This is a genomic window from Micromonospora sp. CPCC 206171 (genome assembly GCF_036906755.1).
GTDB classification, from domain to species: Bacteria; Actinomycetota; Actinomycetes; order Mycobacteriales; family Micromonosporaceae; genus Micromonospora; species Micromonospora purpureochromogenes.
Genome location: NZ_JBAKHT010000014.1, coordinates 47,181 through 63,095, shown reverse-complemented (window position 1 = coordinate 63,095; position 15,915 = coordinate 47,181). Strand labels below are relative to the sequence as shown.

Here is a 15,915-nt window from a genome sequence, read left to right as displayed (position 1 = left end):
CGCCGGGCGGGTGGCTAGGCCCACTTCACGGGTCGGCGGTAGGACACCCCGGTCCCGCGATCCGCCACGAGGGCGGGCAGCTGAGCGTTTCGTAGGGCAGGCTCGTTGATCGAGAAGAAGCCGAGGTCGCCCACGCTGGCCCTGTGCCGGGCCACCCCGCCGCTCCCCGGCGGCATGGCCAGGTAGATCCGCTGCGAAGGCTTCACCCGCCGGGCGGCCACCAGTGCGGGCACGAGGTCGGTGTCGGCGCTCACCAGAAGTGTCGTGTCGGCGACCTCGAGCGCCGCGTCGGCGACCATCATGGCCCCGAGCGCCACGTCGGTCTCCTTCTCCTCGTAGCTCCGGTACATCCGACCGCACTTGCACATGTAGGGCTGACCACAGCGGTGACAGTTCCGGATGGTGCGGTCCTTGAAGCGGCCGAGATGCACGTCGAGCAGGGGGCCGTTGCGCGTCTTCATGGCCTCGATGTAGTCGAGTTGGTTCTGCGCCGCCGCTGGTTCGTTCTTCACGATCGCCGAGAAGTAGCGAACCACCCTCACCTGGTCCTTCGGTCGCAGTTGACGAACAAGCTCTACGACGTCCAGCCACAGGTGTTTGCGGCCGTACTTGTTCTTCATCCCGTAGTACAGGTTGAAGCCGTCGATGTACGCAGCGACCGTGGCCACGTCCACTCCTGCACAGCCACGAGGGTGTATGGTTGTCCCATACGACGCCGAGAGATACGGCAGGAACGGCCCCGCAAGGGGCCGTTTTTTTGTCCGCGTGAGGCCCTGTCACCCTATCCAGGCCAGGGCAAAGGCCCACCGACTCACGATTGCGGCCGTTCGCCCACCAATCGGGCATTAGGCTCTTTCACCGGTCTGATGACTGCTGTCCCCCTGCAGCCCCCTCTGCGTCACGCGGGGCGTCCGGTGAGCGCCCGCCACAGTCCCGCGCAGGCCTCCTCCTCGGTGTCGAAGACCTGCCGCACGTCCCGCGTCCCGCGCTCGTACAGGCCGATCTCCCAGCGCCCACCCGCCGACCGGCGCAGGAACCAGAAGTCGGGCGGCACCGGCACGTGCTCGTGCACCCCCTCCAGCTCGAAGGCGTCCGGCGACAGTCCCGTCGCCAGCAGGGCGTTGCGCACCTCGTGCCGATCCACTCCCGACCTCCCGCTCCGCACCGGCCGCTCCGGCGGTCGCCGCTGCGGTGACCGCCCACCGGGTCAGCAGACGTGTACGGCGGGAACACCGCCACCGGTACCACCCCGCCGGGGCACACTGTCGGTCACGCACCCGCCGCCGGCCAGCGACTCCTCCACGAGGAACTGGTGGTCGACCAGCCACTGCACGGTCAGGTTCGCGCCGGCCTGCGGCAGGTAGGCCGGGTTCAGCTGGAACTGGGTGCCCAAACCGGGCTGGGCGAACCACGGCGCGGTCGGGCCGGAGTCGACGTCGAACGGCTTGAGCACGCAGTAGGTGTGGTAGTTGGCCAGCGGCGCGGCCGACGGAAGCGCCGGCCGCGGCGCGGGAAGTGGCGGCGTGTCGAGGCTCTGCGGCGCCAGGGAGCGGGCGCTGGCCGGGGTGCCGAGCGGGGCCAGGAACGCGCCGCCGGCGAAGCCGAAGCGGTCCAGGCGGTACCCGGCCAGCAGGGCCTGCCGGGTCTTGAGCGGCGTGCCGTCCGGCGCGACGACGAAGCCGTTGGCCGGCGGGAAGACGTACCCGGCAGGGGTGCCGGTGGTGTACCGGGCGAGGAACTTGTTCTCGGTCAGCTCGCCGAAGCGCTGGTAGCCGGCGAGCAGCGGCCCGAGCGGCGACGCGGTGGGCAGTTGGGCCGGGCCGAGCAGCGGATTGTCGTCGAGGTACCGGGTGGTCGGCGGCGCGCTCGGCGGCCGGCCGGGACGGCAGAGGCTCGGCCCGGCCGGCGACTGCGGCCGGTCGTCGCCAGGGCGCACACCAGGCGGGGCGCTGCGGCGGACACCAGGCGGGTCGCCGGGACGGCCGCCGGCGTCGCCCGCTTCGGGTGCGCCGTCGTCGGGGTGGGTGCCGGCCCGCGCGACCACGTCGGGCGCGGCGGCCTGATCGGCGGGCCCGGGGAAGAGGATCAGCGCCGCGCCGGAGAGCAGGGCGAGCAGCCAGCGTCTGCGGTCCACGACGAACCTCCCGATGAAGGACGGCCAACGCCTTCATCGTCTGGAGGGCGGTGCGAGAATGTGAGCCTTTGTGCCTTTTGTCGCCGAACGGGGGACCGCTACCCGCTCGTCGCGTGGACGAGCCGGGTAGCCGCGCGGAACGGTCAGCGCTCCAGGATCGCGGTGACGCCCTGCCCACCCGCCGCGCAGATGGAGATCAGCCCCCGGCCGCTCCCCTTCTCGGCGAGCAGCTTCGCCAGGGTGGCGACGATCCGGCCGCCGGTGGCGGCGAACGGGTGCCCGGCGGCCAGCGAGGAGCCGTTGACGTTGAGCTTGTCGCGGTCGATGGATCCGAGCGGGGCGTCCAGGCCCAGCCGGTCCTTGCAGAACTCCGGCGACTCCCAGGCCGCGAGCGTGGCCAGCACCTGCGAGGCGAACGCCTCGTGGATCTCGTAGTAGTCGAAGTCCTGCAGCGTCAGCCCGGCCCGGGCGAGCATCCGGGGCACCGCGTACGCGGGGGCCATCAGCAGCCCCTCGTCGCCGTGCACGAAGTCGACGGCGGCAACCTCGGACCAGGAGAACCAGGCCAGCACCGGCAGGTGGTGCTCCCGGGCCCACTCCTCCGACGCGAGCAGCACCGCCGACGCGCCGTCGGTGAGCGGGGAGGAGTTGCCGGCGGTCATGGTCGCCTGGTCGGCGTCCGGGCCCTTGGCGCCGAAGACCGGCTTGAGCGAGCCCAGCTTCTCCAGGGTGGTGTCCGGGCGCAGGTTCGCATCCCGGGTCAGCCCCAGGTACGGCGTGATCAGGTCGTCGAAGAAACCCTTGTCGTACGCGGCGGCGAGCCGCTGGTGCGAGCGGAGCGCCAACTCGTCCTGCGCCTGCCGGTCGATCTGCCAGCGCACCGCCGTCCGCGCGGCGTGCTCACCCATCGACAGCCCGGTACGCGGCTCGGCGTTGCGCGGGATCTCCGGCTTGAACGGCTGGTGCGGCCGCAGCTTGGCGGCGATCTTCAACCGCTCGCCGAGGGTGCGGGCGGAGTTGAGCTTCAGCAGCGTGCGGCGCATGTCCTCGTTGACCGCGAGCGGCGCGTCGGAGGTGGTGTCGACGCCGCCGGCGATGCCCACCTCGATCTGCCCGAGGGCGATCTTGTTGGCGACCAGGATGGCCGCCTCCAGGCCGGTGCCGCAGGCCTGCTGGATGTCGTACGCCGGGGTGTGCGGGTCGAGCTTCGAGCCGAGCACCACCTCGCGGGTCAGGTTGAAGTCCTTCGCGTGCTTGAGCACCGCGCCGGCGACCACCTCGCCGACCCGCTGCCCGGCCAGGCCGAACCGGGCCACCAGCCCGTCCAGCGCCGCGCCCAGCATGTCCGCGTTGGACGCGTTCGCGTAGCGGGAGTTGGACCGGGCGAAGGGGATGCGGTTGCCGCCGATGACCGCGACCCGCCGGATGCTCTGCACGATCCCGCCTCCGTTTCAGGACTTGCCCACAACCTACTGGCCAGTAGGCTACGCCTATGACCGACAGGTACGCGAGCTTCGTCCAATCGGGGGCCGGCCGCGCGCTGGTCAAGCGCCTCGGGCTGCCCGATCCGCCGCGACTGCGCCGGCACACTCCCGGCGATCCCCTCGTCGAAGGGCCGGTGCTGCTCGGGGCGGCCACCGGGGGCCGGCTCGCCGAGCCGGTCGGCAAGATCCTGACCGCCGCCGCGGTCGAGCTGCGCGATCCCGCCGCCGTCGCCGAGGCCACGCGCTTCGGCGCCCTGGTGTACGACGCCACCGGCATCACCGACTCCACCGGCCTGCGCCAGCTGTACGACTTCTTCCACCCGCAGGCCCGCGCGCTGCTGCCCAGCGGTCGGGTCATCGTGCTGGGCACCCCGCCGGCGGAGTGCGACTCGCCCCGCGAGGCGACCGCCCAGCGGGCCCTGGAAGGGCTGACCCGCAGCATCGGCAAGGAGTTCGGCCGCGGCGTCACCGCCCAGCTCGTCTACGTCACGAAGGAGCCTGGTAACGCCTCGGACGGCCCGGACCTCTCCGCCGGCACCCTCACCAGCCTGGAATCGACCCTCCGTTTTCTTCTCTCGGGCCGGTCCGCGTACGTCTCGGGGCAGGTGGTCCGGGTCGGTGCCGGCACCGCCGAGCCGCCGGCGGACTGGGACCGCCCGCTCGACGGGCAGGTCGTCCTCGTCACCGGAGCGGCGCGGGGCATCGGCGCGGCGCTGGCCCGGGTGCTCGCCCGCGACGGCGCCCAGGTCGTCGCGCTGGACATCCCGGCGGCCGGTGACGAGCTGGCCGCGGTGGCCAACGAGATCGGCGGCAGTGCCGTCCAGCTCGACCTGACCGCCCCGGACGCTCCCACCCGGCTCGCCGAGCACCTCGCCGGCCGGCACGGCCGGGTCGACGTGGTGGTGCACAACGCCGGCATCACCCGGGACAAGACGCTGGGCCGGATGGACGCCGACCGCTGGGACCAGGTGCTCGACGTCAACCTCTCCAGCCAGGAACGGATCAACGACGTGCTGCTGGCCCGCGACCTGATCCCGGCCGGCGGGCGGATCGTCTCGGTCTCCTCGATCGCCGGCATCGCCGGCAACCGGGGCCAGACCAACTACGCCACCAGCAAGGCCGGCGTGATCGGGCTGGTCGAGTCGCTGGCCCCGGCGCTGCGCGGGCGCGGGATCAGCGTCAACGCGGTCGCCCCCGGGTTCATCGAGACCCGGCTGACCGCGCGTGTCCCGCTGACGCTGCGCGAGGCAGGCCGCCGGATGAACAGCATGTCGCAGGGCGGCCTGCCGGTGGACGTGGCCGAGACGATCGGCTGGCTGGCCTGGCCGGCGTCCGGCGCGGTCAGCGGCAACGTGGTCCGGGTCTGCGGCCAGAGTCTGCTGGGGGCGTGATGGCGAGGAAGAGGAACAAGCGGCCGGAGGACGGCCCGGCGGAGAACCTCTCCGTCGGGGACCTGATCGACGGGCCGACCGAGGTGATCTCGGCGGCGGACCTGGCCGCCGTCCGGGCCGCCTCGTCGAAGCACGACGTGAGCCTGGAAGCCACCCACGACCTGTCGGCGTACGCGACCACGGACCTGTCCGCGCACGCCGCCCCGGCGGGACGGGCGCGGGTCGAGCTGCCTCGAATGCCCGCACCCGGCGCGCTCTACCGCCGGGCGCTGCGCGACGCGGTGCCGGTCATCGGCCGGTCCCGCCGCCCGGACGCCCCGCCGGAGGTCGAGCTGGCCGTCGCCGGCGTCACCGTGGACCGCGCGCACCTCGCCGACTACGACCGGGTCTGCGGGTTCCGGCTCTCCGACCGGCTGCCGGCGACGTACCCGCACGTGATGGGTTTTCCGCTGTCGCTGCGACTGATGACCACGCCGGAGTTCCCCATCGCGCTGACCGGCGTGGTGCACGTGGGCAACCGGATCACCGTGCACCGCCCGATCGAGGCCGGCGAGACGCTGGACTTCGTCACCCACGCGGAGAACCTCCGGCCGCACGAGCGGGGGCGGCAGGTCGATGTCGTCCTGGTCGGGTCGGTCGGCGGCGAGGAGGTCTGGCGCGGCGTCTCGACGTACCTGGGCAAGGAGCGCTCGGCCGACGGTGGTGGGCGGCGCGAGCGGGGTGAGCGGCCCGCGCCGCCGGCCGCCACCGCCCACTGGCGGGTCGAGCCCCGGGTCGGTACGGACTACGCCCGGGTCTCCGGCGACCACAACCCGATCCACACCTCCCGGCTCGGGGCGCGGCTGCTCGGCTTCCCCCGCCCGATCGCGCACGGGATGTGGAGCAAGGCCCGCTGCCTGGCGGCGCTGGAGAGCCGGCTGCCGGAGGCGTACACGGTGGACGTGGCGTTCAAGCTGCCGGTGCCGCTGCCCGGCACCGTGGCGTTCAGCGCCACCCCGGCCTGGGACTTCGCCCTGCACGACGCGCGGACCGGCCGTCCGCACCTGGTCGGCACCGTCCGCTGAACGACGGGGGGCGTGCGCGGCGGCGGTCGGCGGTGGCCTGATCCGCAGACTCCGCCCGGGGGCGGTGGTCGAGCCCGGAGCATGAGGGCATGGAGTCCGTGCTCGACCTGCTCCACCACACGGTCACCTCGCCGTGGGTGTACCTGGTGATCCTCGTGGTCACCGCGGTCGACGCGTTCTTCCCGGCGGTGCCCGGCGAGACCGTGGTGATCACCGCCGGGGTCTTCGCCGCCGGCGGTGAGCCGAACATCGTCGCGGTGATCGTGACCGCCGCGCTCGGGGCGCTCGTCGGCGACCACATCTCCTACGGCATCGGTCGGGGTGGCGGCGCCCACCGGCTGGCCCGGCTCCCGGCGGAGAGCCGCCGCCGGACCAGTTCCGAGTGGGCCCGCCGGGCCGTGGACCGGCGCGGCGGGATGATCCTGATGACCTCCCGGTACGTGCCCGGCGGCCGCACCGCGGTCACCCTGACCATGGGCGCGGTCCGCTACCCGCTGCGTTGCTTCCTGCTCTTCGACGCCTTCGCGGCCGGCACCTGGGGGACCTACTGCGCCCTGCTGGGCTACTTCGGCGGCCTGGCCTTCGAGCGCGACCCGATCAAGGCTCTGCTGGCCGGCGTCTGCCTCTCCCTCGCCGTCACCGGGCTGGTCGAGTCGGCCCGTTGGCTGCGCCGCCGCGCCAACCGCCGCGCCCACCGCCGCGCCGTCGCCCGCCGCTGACCGTCGCCCGCCGGCGTGGCCGTCAGGCCGCCGGGGGTCGCCAGGTGGCGCCGCGCAGCAGTTGGCCGGCGCCGAGCCAGGCGACGTTCATCATCCGGGTGGCGGTCTTCTCCGGGTCGGCCTCCGGATGGTCGGCGAGCCAGTCGGCCAGCGACTCGGTCGCGCCGACCAGGGCGTACGCGACGACCTCCAGGTCGGTCTCGCTCACCTCGCGCCCGTCGGCGCGCAGCGCGTGGTCGAGCATCCCGGCGACCACCTCGACCAGCCGGGCGCGCATCGTGGCCAACTCCGCGGCGAACGGCTGCGAGCCCCGGGCCTGCCGGTAGAGCACCGCCCAGCCGTCCCGGTGCGCTCCGACGAAGCCGAAGAAGGCGCGCAGCCCCCGCCAGAGCCGCTCGTCGGCGGGCAGGTCCGGGGCGGCGGCCCCGGCGATCGCCTCCATCATCCGGGTGCCCTCGCGGTGCAGGCAGGCGACGAAGAGCTCCTCCTTGGTGCCGAGGTAGGCGTAGACCATCGGCTTGGAGATGCCGGCGTCCTCGGCGATCTCGTCCATGCTGGCGGCGTGGAAGCCGCGCCGGGAGAAGACCTTGACCGCCGCGTCGAGCATCTGCTGCTCGCGTACGGCCCGCGGTAGGCGCTTGAACGTGGGTGTGCTGGACACTCTTGCGAGCATACCTACTCGTGCGTAAGGTTACGCCCGAGTAACCAAAGTCGGCCCGCCCGAGAGGTGCATTCCCCCATGACTGACTTCGACCCGGCCAACTTCGCCAACGTCGGCCCCAAGGAGTTCGCGCAGCTCGTCAAGTCCACCCCCGACGACAAGATCGCCGAGGTGATGTCCGGCGACCTGCGCGGCAAGATCCTCAGCGAGGTCTTCGGCCGGATGCCGCAGCTGTTCCGCGCCGACCGGGCCGGTTCCACCAACGCGGTCATCCACTGGAACATCACCGGCCGGCCCGACGGTGGCACCGACACCTACGAGGTCGCCATCGCCGACGGCACCTGCACCGTCAACGAGACCCCGCAGCACGACCCGAAGCTCAGCCTCACCATGGGCCCGGTGGAGTTCCTGAAGATCGTCTCCGGTGGCGCCAACCCGGTGATGATGTTCATGACCGGCAAGCTCAAGGCCAAGGGCGACCTGGGCCTGGCGGCCAACATCGCCAACCTGTTCGACATCCCCAAGGCCTGACATGGCCGAGTTCTCGCTCGACCTGAACGAGGAACAGCGGGATCTACGCGACTGGGTGCACGGCTTCGCCGCCGAGGTCGTGCGCCCGGCCGCGGCCGAGTGGGACGCCCGGGAGGAGACTCCCTGGCCGATCATCCAGGAAGCGGCGAAGGTCGGCCTCTACGGCTTCGAGTTCCTCGCCACCTGCTGGGCCGACCCCACCGGCCTCTCCCTGCCGATCGCCAGCGAGGAACTCTTCTGGGGTGACGCGGGCATCGGCCTGAGCATCTTCGGCACCGGCCTCGCGGTCGCCGCCATCTACGGCGCGGGCACCCCCGATCAGATGGTCGAGTGGGTGCCGCAGTGCTTCGGCGACGTCGACCAGCCCGCCGTCGCGGCGTTCTGCACCAGCGAGCCGGAGGCCGGCTCCGACGTCGGCGCGATGCGTACCCGGGCGGTCTACGACGAGGCCACCGACGAGTGGGTGCTGCGCGGGCAGAAGGCGTACGCCACCAACGGCGGGATCGCCGGGGTGCACGTGGTCACCGCCTCGGTCGAGCCGGAGCTGGGCTCGCGCGGGCAGGCCGCGTTCGTCGTACCGCCGGGGAGCGCCGGGCTGAACGCGACCCGCAAGCTGCGCAAGCTGGGGCTGCGCGCGTCGCACACCGCCGACGTCTTCCTGGACGACGTACGCGTGCCCGGGCGTTGCCTGCTCGGTGGCCGGGACGCCCTGCTGGAACGACTCGACCGGGCCCGCTCCGGCCGGAAGGCCTCCGGCCAGGCCGCGATGCGCACCTTCGAGCTGTCCCGGCCCACCGTCGGCGCGCAGGCGCTCGGCGTGGCCCGGGCCGCCTACGAGTACGCCCTGGACTACGCGAAGGAAAGGGTCCAGTTCGGACGGCCGATCATCGAGAACCAGGCGGTCGCGTTCGCGCTGGCCGACATGAAGATGGAGATCGACGCCGCCCGGCTGCTGGTCTGGCGGGCCTCCTGGATGGGCCGCAACAACCGCCCCTTCACCGCCGGCGAGGGCTCGATGTCCAAGCTCAAGGCGGGCGAGGTGGCCGTCGCGGTGACCGACAGGGCGGTGCAGCTGCTCGGCGGCGCGGGCTTCCTGCGCGACCACCCGGTCGAGCGCTGGTACCGGGACGCGAAGATCTACACCATCTTCGAGGGCACCTCGGAGATCCAGCGGCTGGTCATCTCCCGCGCGATCTCCGGCATGCAGATCCGCTGACCCGTCACCGTCGGTGGTGGCGTCCGCCACTGCCGGGTGTCCACCAGTTGGCAACTGCTCGCACCGGTTGGGCTCCGGCAGGGATCCAGTGCATGATCGAAAGGTGACGTCCGGCTGAAGGGCCCCCTGCGGGGGCCCTTCACGCTCACCCCCCGGAGAAGGAGGCCGCCACATGGACCTGCCGTTCGTCGTGGCCACGCTGACCCGGCGGGGGCTGCTCACCCCGGGCCGGCCGATCCGGGTCGCCTCCCAGCTCCAGGCGCTGCGCAAGTGGGGTTGGAGCCTCGCCGGCGAGCTGCGCCAGGCCGCCGCCCGCGACCCGGGCCGGGTCGCCGTCCTCGACGAGCAGGGCACCGAACTGACCTACCAGGAGCTGCTCGACCGGGCCGAACGGCTGGCCCGGGCGATGCGGACCGGGCTCGGCGTACAGGCCGGCGACCGAGTCGGGGTGCTCTGCCGCAACCACCACGGGCTGATCGAGGCGGTCGTCGCCGCCACCGTGCTCGGCGCCGACGCGGTGCTGGTCAACAGTGGCCTCTCCGCCGCCCAACTGGCCACCGTGACCGAGGAACAGCGGCTCCGGGTGCTGGTCCACGACGACGAGTTCGCCGACCGGATCCTCGGCCTCCCCGCCGAGGTGCACCGGGTGGACGAGCGCGGCCTCGAGGAGCTGATCGCCGGCGCGCTCCCCGGCGACCTGCAACCGCCCGAGCGCGACGGCCGGACGATCGTGCTCACCTCCGGCACCACCGGCGCGCCCAAGGGCGCCCGTCGGCCCACTCCCAACGGCTTCGGCCCGCTGGTGTCCATCATCGACCGGATCCCCCTGCACACCCGGGACACCGTGATGATCGCCGCGCCGCTCTTCCACACCTGGGGGTACGCCGCCCTCCAGGTCGCCTTCGCGCTGCGCGCCACGATCGTGCTGCACCGCCGGTTCGAGCCGGCCGCCACGCTGGCCGCCCTGGTGGCCCACCAGTGCCAGGCGCTCTTCGCCGTACCCGTGATGGTGCAGCGACTGCTCGACGTGCCGCCGCCGGACCCGCGGCCGCCGCTGAAGGTGGTCGCGGTCAGCGGCTCGGCGCTGCCCGGCGGGCTGGCGCCGCGGTTCATGGACGTCTACGGCGACGTGGTCTACAACCTGTACGGCTCGACGGAGGTCTCCTGGGCCTCCATCGCCGGCCCCGCCGACCTGCGCGAGGCGCCCACCTCCGCCGGCCGGCCGCCGCACGGCACCCGGCTGGCGATCCTGGACGACGACGGCCAGCCGGTGCCCGACGGGCGGGTCGGGCGGATCTTCGTGGGCAACGAGATGCTCTTCGAGGGCTACACCTCGGGGGCGCGGCGGGAGACCCACGACGGGCTGCTCGACACCGGCGACCTCGGCCGGATCAACGCCGACGGGCTGCTCTTCGTCGACGGTCGCGCCGACGACATGATCGTCTCCGGCGGGGAGAACGTCTTCCCGTCCGAGGTGGAGGATCTGCTGGCCCGCCTCCCCCAGGTCCGGGAGGCCGCCGTGATCGGCGTACCCGACCCGGAGTACGGGCAGCGGCTCGCCGCCTTCCTCGGCCTGCACCCCGGCGAGGTGCTCGACCCCGAGGCGGTCCGCGAGTACGTCCGGCACTACCTGGCCCGGTTCTCCGTACCCCGGGACGTGATCTTCGTGAAGTACCTGCCGCGCAACGCCACCGGCAAGGTGCTGAGCCGGGAACTGCGCCGCTACTACGGCTGACCGGGGTACCCCCCGAGCCACCGTCCCGGGTACGCCGAGGGATTCTCCCCGATGCTCCCGGTCAGTCGGGGACGGCGATCCGGCCCTCGACCGCGGCGGCGGCGATGTCGGTGCGGTGGTGCGAGCCGGCCAGCCCGACGCCGCGTACCAGGGCGTAGGCGGCGTCCCGCGCGGCGGCGAGGTCCGGGCCGGTGGCCGTACCGCAGAGGACCCGGCCCCCGGCGGAGAGCAACGCGCCGTCCGCGGCCCGGCGGGTGCCGGCGTGGATGATCCCGGCGCGGTCCGCGCCGGTGATCACATCACCGGTACGCGGGGAGGCCGGATAACCCTCGGCGGCGACCACGACCGTGACGGCGGCGCCGTCGCGCCAGCGCAGCGGCGGGTGCGCGGCCAGCGTGCCGGTCGCCGCGGCGTGCAGCAGCCCGGCCAGCGGGGTCTCCAGCAGGGCGAGGACCACCTGGGTCTCCGGGTCGCCGAAGCGGGCGTTGAACTCGATCACCCGGGGGCCGGCGGCGGTCAGCGCCAGGCCCACGTAGAGCAGCCCGGCGAACGGGGTGCCTCGGCGGCGCATCTCCGCCAGCGTCGGGTGCACGACGTCGCGCATCACCTCGTCGACCAGGCCCGGCGGCGCCCAGGGCAGCGGCGCGTACGCGCCCATGCCGCCGGTGTTCGGGCCGCTGTCGCCGTCGCCGACCCGCTTGAAGTCCTGCGCCGGGAGCAGCGGCAGCGCCGCCTCGCCGTCGGTGACCACGAAGAGCGAGACCTCGGGCCCGGCGAGGTACTCCTCGACCACGACCCGGCCGCACTCCTGCGCGTGCGTCAGCGCGGCCTCCCGGTCGTCGGTGACGACGACGCCCTTGCCGGCGGCCAGCCCGTCGTTCTTCACCACGTACGGCGCACCGAACTCGTCCAGGGCCCGGGCGGTGCTCGCGGCGTCCGTGCAGGTGTGGGCGCGCGCGGTCGGTACGCCGGCGGCCGTCATGATCTCCTTGGCGAAGGTCTTGGAACCCTCCAGCCGGGCCGCCTCGGCCGACGGTCCGAACGCCGCGATGCCCTTGGCCCGCACCGCGTCCGCGACCCCGGCGACCAGCGGCGCCTCCGGCCCGATCACCACCAGGTCGGCCTGCACCTCGACCGCGAGCGCCGCCACCGCACCCGGATCGGTGGCATCCACCTCCCGCAGCTCGGCGAGACCCGCGATCCCCGGATTCCCCGGCGCCGCGATCACCCCCGCAACGCTCGGGTCACCAACCAGCCCCAGCGCGAGCGCATGCTCCCGCCCCCCACCACCCACAAGAAGAACCCGCACGCCGGCGATCCTACCGACCCCCCTTCCCACCCCGTTGATCATGAAGTTGTTGCCCACCATGTCGGCGTGTCATGACAACAGCTTCATGATCAACGGCGACGACCGGCGGCGGCGATTGCTTGGCGGACGGTCCGGGGGATGTAGTTGGGGTCGAGGGTGTCCTGCCAGGTGAAGCGGAGGATGGACCAGCCGGCGTTGATCAGGCGGTTCTGTCTGCGGCGGTCGGCGAAGACCGCCTCGGGGGTGTCGTGTGCGGCTCGGCCGTCGGCTTCGGCGATCAGCCTGGGACCACGCCAGCCCAGGTCCCCGATGCCGAGCAGGTAGCCGTCGTCGTCCCGCACCGCCAACTGCAGCGCGTCCGGCGGCACCTTGCCGTCGACACAGCGCAGGCGAGCCCGGGTCTCCAACGGCGACTGCGCACGACCGTCCGCCTCCGCCAGATAGCCACGGGCGGCTACGGCGCCTCGCCGACCGCGGATGAGTCGAGGGACATCCAGCAGATCGTCCTCGGTCACGAGCCGGCGATTCAGGGCCGAGTCGAGCAGCGAGACCGCCGGATAGCGGTCTTCTCTCAGGATCAGGTCAGCGACCGTGCGCAACGGGGCGCTGGCCGAGATGCCGTCGATCCGAACCAACTGGCGCTCACCGATTGCCAGTTGATGGACGATCACTTCCGGATGAGCCAGTCGCGCAGGCCGGGCTACCCGGCCCGGGACCGAAAGATGAATCTCCTCGGTCGACCGACAGCCGGCGATACCGTGCGGCTCGGCAGCGGTCCGCAGGACGGCAGCCGCCGAGGGACCGAAGGAGGCGACGGCCGCACGCACCCGCGCCTTCCTCGGCACGCCGTCATGCAGGTCGGCGTCGACCAGGTAACTGGCCCGGGCCACCGCACGCCAACGGCCCGCCCGACACAGTCGCTGCACCTCGTGCACCGTGAGGCCGGCCGCCCGCGCCTGCGTCAACGTGACAATTCCGTCCCGCCGAGCCGCGACCCGCCGCACCACCGCCAACGCATCCACACCAACCGACTGTCCCGGTCAGCAAGGCGCCCCAAAACCCCCTGTGGAAAACCCCGCCCCCCTGTGGACAACCACCCACCACCCGGGCGCGTCGATCATGAAGTTATTGCCCCGACACGCCGAGGCGGGCGGCAATAACTTCATGATCAACGAGGTGGGCCCCAGGGGTTAGGGGAGGAGGGGGTGGCGGACTACGTTTTCTTCGCGGCCGGGGCCTACGCCCACCACGCTGACTCTGGTGCCGGTGATCTCTTCGATTCTGGCGATGTAGCGGCGGGCGTTCTCCGGGAGGTCTTCCTCGGTTCTCGCCTTGGTGATGTCTTCCCACCAGCCGTCGAGCTCTTCGTAGATCGGCTTGGCGTGGTGGAAGTCGGTCTGGGTCATCGGCATGTCGTCGAAGCGCTCGCCGTTGATCTCGTACCCGACGCAGATCGGCACCTTCGCCATGCCGGTGAGCACGTCCAACTTGGTGACCACCAGGTCGGTGACGCCGTTGAGGCGGCAGGCGTACCGGGCGACGACCGCGTCGAACCAGCCGCAGCGGCGCTCCCGGCCGGTCGTGGTGCCGTACTCGTGGCCGATCTTGCGTAGGTGCTGGCCGTTGTCGTCGAACAGCTCGGTCGGGAACGGCCCGGAGCCGACCCGGGTGGTGTACGCCTTGCTCACCGCGATCACCCGGTTGATCGCCGTGGGCGGGATGCCCGCGCCCACGCACGCCCCACCGGCCGTCGGGTTCGACGAGGTCACGAAGGGGTAGGTGCCGTGGTCCATGTCGAGCATGGTGGCCTGGGCGCCCTCCAGCAGCACGGTCTCGCCGCGGTCCAGCGCGTCCCAGAGCATCACCCGGGTCTCCGCGATGTACGGCTTGAGTCGCTCCGCGTACTGCAGGTACTCCTCGATCGTCGCGTCGACGTCGATCGCCTTGCGGTTGTAGATCTTGAACAGCAGCTGGTTCTTCTCGCGCAGCGCGAGTTCCAGCTTCTTGCGCAGGATGCCCGGGTCGAGCAGGTCCTGGAGCCGGATGCCCATCCGGGCGACCTTGTCGCCGTACGCCGGGCCGATGCCCCGGCCGGTGGTGCCGATCCGCGAGCTGCCGAGGTAGCGCTCGACCACCCGGTCCAGCGCCCGGTGGTGCGGCATGATCAGGTGCGCGTCGCCGGAGATGCGCAGCCGGGAGACGTCCACGCCGCGCTCGGCGAGCCCGTCGATCTCGGCGAGCAGCACCTTCGGGTCGACCACCACGCCGTTGCCGATGACGATCATCGCGCTCGGCGAGAGCGCCCCGGACGGCATCAGGTGCAGCGCGTACTTCTGCCCGTCCGGAGTGATCACCGTGTGACCGGCGTTGTTGCCGCCGGAGTAGCGCACGACGTAGTCGACCCGCTCACCCAGCAGGTCGGTAACCTTGCCCTTGCCCTCGTCGCCCCACTGAGCGCCGATGAGCACGATCGCTGGCATCTTCTCCGCCTCCAGAAGGCTCGGGTGCCAGGTGGCGACCGGTTGGCGAGCCCGGGGTGTCAGGCTAACAAGTAGTGACGGCGGGACCGGCAGGGGTCGCGTCGAGAGGCAGGAGGCCCGGAGTGTACGACGTGGTGCTGCTCACCCTCGGCTCGGAGCGGGACGCTCCCGGTGGGGGCTGCGGCAGCGGCGGAGCCTGCTGCGGTGGCGCGACCGAGGCTGCCGGCGCGGAAGCGTCGGAGCCGACCGAGGAGCGCTGCGAGACGCCGCGCGTACCGGTGCTGGCCTGCGCGGACGCGCTGACCGCCCGGGGCGCTCGGGTGGAGACGGTCACCGCCCGCTCGGACGCCGAGATCGACGAGGTGCTGGCCCGGCTCGACGCCCCCGCCCGCCCCGACGGCCTCACCTGGCCCGACCCCGACTCCAAGACCCGGCTGGTCGTCGCCACGGCCAGTGACGCCCAGTTGCGCGCCGTGCTGCGCCGGCTGGTCCGGCGGTACGCCCCACCGCCCAGCCGCCGCCCGGCGGACCTGGCCGGCAACCGTACGGTGCCGGACCTGCCGCCGATCGGCGTACTCCCGCTCGACCCCGCCCGGAGCGGGACGCAGGGTGACCTGGCGGCGCAGCTCGGGCTGCCCCGCGACCCGGCGGCGGTGGCCGTCGCGGTGCTCGACGGCACCGCCCGCCGGCTCGACCTGCTGCGCAATGACGCCGGCTCGGTGACCCTGGACGGCGCGCTGCTCGGCGCGGCCGACGACGCGGGGCGCCCGCTGCACTGGCGCGGCCGGGTCGAGGTGGACGACGCGGTGCTCTCCGACGGCGAGGACCCGATCCTGGCCTGCGCGATCGGCAACGCCGGCGGGTACGCGGCCCTGGACGGGCTGCCGCTGCTGACCGCTCCGGACCCGACCGACGGCCTGGTCGAGGTGGCGGTGGCCGTGCCGGTGGTGACCCGGAAGGCGTTCGGCCGGAAGCGGATCCGGTTCGAGGTCCGCCGGGCCCGGGGCCGGGCGGTCGCGGTCGTACCCCGGGACGAGAAGGTCCCCTTCCTCGACGACGGTGTGGAGGGCGAGTTGAGCCGCAAGCGGTCCTGGTGGACCGAGGCGGGCGCCTGGGCGGTCTGGACGAGCTGACCCGCAACGGCGTTCCACTACGTTCCGTGACCGGAACGGGACGGCCTATCCTCGGCAG

At 72.8% G+C, this 15,915-nt stretch carries 15 protein-coding genes; 7 read left to right on the top strand and 8 right to left on the bottom strand.

Features of this window, described 5'->3' with window-relative positions:
* Positions 1–14: 14 nt before the first annotated feature.
* The 4 genes from V6U89_RS17520 to V6U89_RS17505 form a co-directional block, all read right to left on the bottom strand.
* Positions 15–668 carry an NYN domain-containing protein gene (locus V6U89_RS17520; protein WP_334572291.1) on the bottom strand — a complete coding sequence of 218 codons (654 nt, stop codon included), beginning with the start codon at positions 666–668 and terminating at the stop codon, positions 15–17.
* 230 nt (positions 669–898) lie between these two features.
* Positions 899–1,144 carry a hypothetical protein gene (locus tag V6U89_RS17515; RefSeq protein ID WP_179802599.1) on the bottom strand — a complete coding sequence of 82 codons (246 nt, stop codon included), beginning with the start codon at positions 1,142–1,144 and terminating at the stop codon, positions 899–901.
* Between the two features lie 63 nt (positions 1,145–1,207).
* The gene (locus V6U89_RS17510; RefSeq protein ID WP_334572289.1) at positions 1,208–2,134 is read right to left on the bottom strand and encodes a TNT domain-containing protein; all 927 of its coding nucleotides are present in this window, start codon (positions 2,132–2,134) and stop codon (positions 1,208–1,210) included.
* Positions 2,135–2,277: 143 nt separating this feature from the next.
* On the bottom strand, positions 2,278–3,570 hold the full coding sequence (locus V6U89_RS17505; RefSeq protein ID WP_334572287.1) for an acetyl-CoA C-acetyltransferase: 1,293 nt from the start codon (positions 3,568–3,570) through the stop codon (positions 2,278–2,280).
* A 56-nt stretch (positions 3,571–3,626) separates the two neighbouring features.
* Here V6U89_RS17505 and V6U89_RS17500 point away from each other — a divergent pair, with 56 nt between their 5' ends.
* From V6U89_RS17500 to V6U89_RS17490, 3 genes are all read left to right on the top strand, one after another.
* On the top strand, positions 3,627–5,009 hold the full coding sequence (locus V6U89_RS17500; protein WP_334572285.1) for a 3-oxoacyl-ACP reductase: 1,383 nt from the start codon (positions 3,627–3,629) through the stop codon (positions 5,007–5,009).
* A gap of 236 nt (positions 5,010–5,245) precedes the next feature.
* Complete coding sequence (locus tag V6U89_RS17495; RefSeq protein ID WP_334572387.1) at positions 5,246–6,073, top strand: MaoC/PaaZ C-terminal domain-containing protein; 828 nt, start codon at positions 5,246–5,248, stop codon at positions 6,071–6,073.
* Between the two features lie 89 nt (positions 6,074–6,162).
* Positions 6,163–6,792: a DedA family protein gene (locus V6U89_RS17490; protein WP_334572283.1), complete on the top strand. Its 630-nt coding sequence runs from the start codon at positions 6,163–6,165 to the stop codon at positions 6,790–6,792.
* A 22-nt stretch (positions 6,793–6,814) separates the two neighbouring features.
* On the opposite strand, the gene V6U89_RS17485 is transcribed toward V6U89_RS17490, so the two are convergent.
* The gene (locus V6U89_RS17485; protein WP_334572281.1) at positions 6,815–7,453 is read right to left on the bottom strand and encodes a TetR/AcrR family transcriptional regulator; all 639 of its coding nucleotides are present in this window, start codon (positions 7,451–7,453) and stop codon (positions 6,815–6,817) included.
* Positions 7,454–7,531: 78 nt separating this feature from the next.
* On the opposite strand from V6U89_RS17485, the gene V6U89_RS17480 reads away from it, so the two are divergent.
* From V6U89_RS17480 to V6U89_RS17470, 3 genes are all read left to right on the top strand, one after another.
* Positions 7,532–7,984: an SCP2 sterol-binding domain-containing protein gene (locus V6U89_RS17480; protein ID WP_154940700.1), complete on the top strand. Its 453-nt coding sequence runs from the start codon at positions 7,532–7,534 to the stop codon at positions 7,982–7,984.
* 1 nt (position 7,985) lies between these two features.
* Positions 7,986–9,200 carry an acyl-CoA dehydrogenase family protein gene (locus tag V6U89_RS17475; protein WP_334572279.1) on the top strand — a complete coding sequence of 405 codons (1,215 nt, stop codon included), beginning with the start codon at positions 7,986–7,988 and terminating at the stop codon, positions 9,198–9,200.
* 172 nt (positions 9,201–9,372) lie between these two features.
* Positions 9,373–10,935 carry an AMP-binding protein gene (locus V6U89_RS17470; RefSeq protein WP_334572277.1) on the top strand — a complete coding sequence of 521 codons (1,563 nt, stop codon included), beginning with the start codon at positions 9,373–9,375 and terminating at the stop codon, positions 10,933–10,935.
* Positions 10,936–10,996: 61 nt separating this feature from the next.
* Here V6U89_RS17470 and purD read toward each other — a convergent pair whose 3' ends face one another.
* From purD to V6U89_RS17455, 3 genes are all read right to left on the bottom strand, one after another.
* On the bottom strand, positions 10,997–12,244 hold the full coding sequence (purD, locus tag V6U89_RS17465) for a phosphoribosylamine--glycine ligase (RefSeq protein ID WP_334572275.1): 1,248 nt from the start codon (positions 12,242–12,244) through the stop codon (positions 10,997–10,999).
* Positions 12,245–12,333: 89 nt separating this feature from the next.
* Entirely contained in the window at positions 12,334–13,266 is a 933-nt protein-coding gene (locus V6U89_RS17460; RefSeq protein ID WP_334572273.1) for a hypothetical protein, read from the bottom strand.
* A gap of 168 nt (positions 13,267–13,434) precedes the next feature.
* On the bottom strand, positions 13,435–14,724 hold the full coding sequence (locus V6U89_RS17455) for an adenylosuccinate synthase (protein ID WP_334572272.1): 1,290 nt from the start codon (positions 14,722–14,724) through the stop codon (positions 13,435–13,437).
* A 122-nt stretch (positions 14,725–14,846) separates the two neighbouring features.
* Between V6U89_RS17455 and V6U89_RS17450 the strand changes: the two genes are divergently transcribed.
* On the top strand, positions 14,847–15,857 hold the full coding sequence (locus V6U89_RS17450) for a hypothetical protein (protein ID WP_334572271.1): 1,011 nt from the start codon (positions 14,847–14,849) through the stop codon (positions 15,855–15,857).
* The last annotated feature ends 58 nt before the right edge of the window (positions 15,858–15,915 follow it).